1 protein-coding gene is annotated in these 1,317 nt (G+C 46.4%); it reads left to right on the top strand.

What is annotated here, in order from left to right; translation table 11 throughout:
- A partial coding sequence (locus FZ952_RS11490; protein ID WP_222861965.1) for a Cna B-type domain-containing protein occupies nt 1–1,317 on the top strand: 1,317 nt, incomplete at both ends.

Genomic DNA, 1,317 nt, shown 5'->3' with positions numbered 1-1,317 from the left:
AGACGGTTGATGGTGTGACCACTAAGGTTGCGGAACAAGAAGTAACAGCAGCTAACTGGAGCTACAAGTTTGCCAACCTGCCGAAATACGAAGGCGGTAAGGAAATCACTTACTCCATCGATGAAGAAGCTGTTGAGGGCTACAAAAAAGACATCGATGGTTACAACCTGAAGAACAGCTACACTCCAGGCACGGTTTCCGTTCAAGGAACGAAGACTTGGGATGATGGCAACAACCAAGACGGCAAACGTCCAGATAAGATTAAGGTTCTCTTGAACAAGACGGTTGATGGTGTGACCACTAAGGTTGCGGAACAAGAAGCAACCAAGGATAACTGGACTTATGAGTTCAAAAACCTGCCGAAATACGAAGGTGGTAAGGAGATCACTTACTCCATCGATGAAGAAGCTGTTGAAGGCTACAAAAAAGATATCGACGGTTATAACCTCAAAAACAGCTATCGCCCAGGCACTGTCTCCATTGAAGGAACGAAGACATGGGATGATGGCGACAACCAAGACGGCAAACGTCCAGACAGGATCAAGGTTCTGTTGAACAAGACCGTTGACGGCGTGACCACTAAGGTTGCGGAACAAGAAGTAACCAAGGATAACTGGAGCTACAAGTTCACCGACCTGCCGAAATACGAAGGCGGTAAGGAAATCACTTACTCCATCGATGAAGAGCCTGTTGAGGGCTACAAAAAAGATATCGACGGTTATAACCTCAAAAACAGCTATCGCCCAGGCACTGTCTCCGTTCAAGGAACCAAGACTTGGGATGATGGCGACAACCAAGATGGCAAACGTCCAGACAAGATTAAGGTCTTCTTGAATAAGACGGTTGATGGTGTGACCACTAAGGTTGCGGAACAAGAAGTGACAGCTGCTGACTGGAGCTACAAGTTCACCGACCTGCCGAAATACGAAGGTGGTAAGGAAATCACTTACTCCATCGATGAAGAAGCTGTTGAGGGCTACAAAAAAGATATCGACGGTTATAACCTGAAGAATAGCTATAACCCTGGCACTGTATCCGTTCAAGGAACAAAGACTTGGGATGATGGCGACAACCAAGACGGCAAACGTCCAGACAAGATCAAAGTTCTCTTGAACAAGACGGTTGATGGTGTGACCACTAAGGTTGCGGAACAAGAAGTAACAGCAGCTAACTGGAGCTACAAGTTTGCCAACCTGCCGAAATACGAAGGCGGTAAGGAAATCACTTACTCCATCGATGAAGAGCCTGTTGAGGGCTACAAAAAAGATATCGACGGTTATAACCTGAAGAATAGCTACAAACCAGCCAAAACAGAGG

It is taken from the genome of Streptococcus sp. Marseille-P7376 (genome assembly GCF_902460385.1).
Lineage (GTDB): Bacteria > Bacillota > Bacilli > Lactobacillales > Streptococcaceae > Streptococcus > Streptococcus sinensis.
Note: the sequence above shows the minus strand (reverse complement) of the source record. Positions and strands in the feature narration are given on the sequence as shown.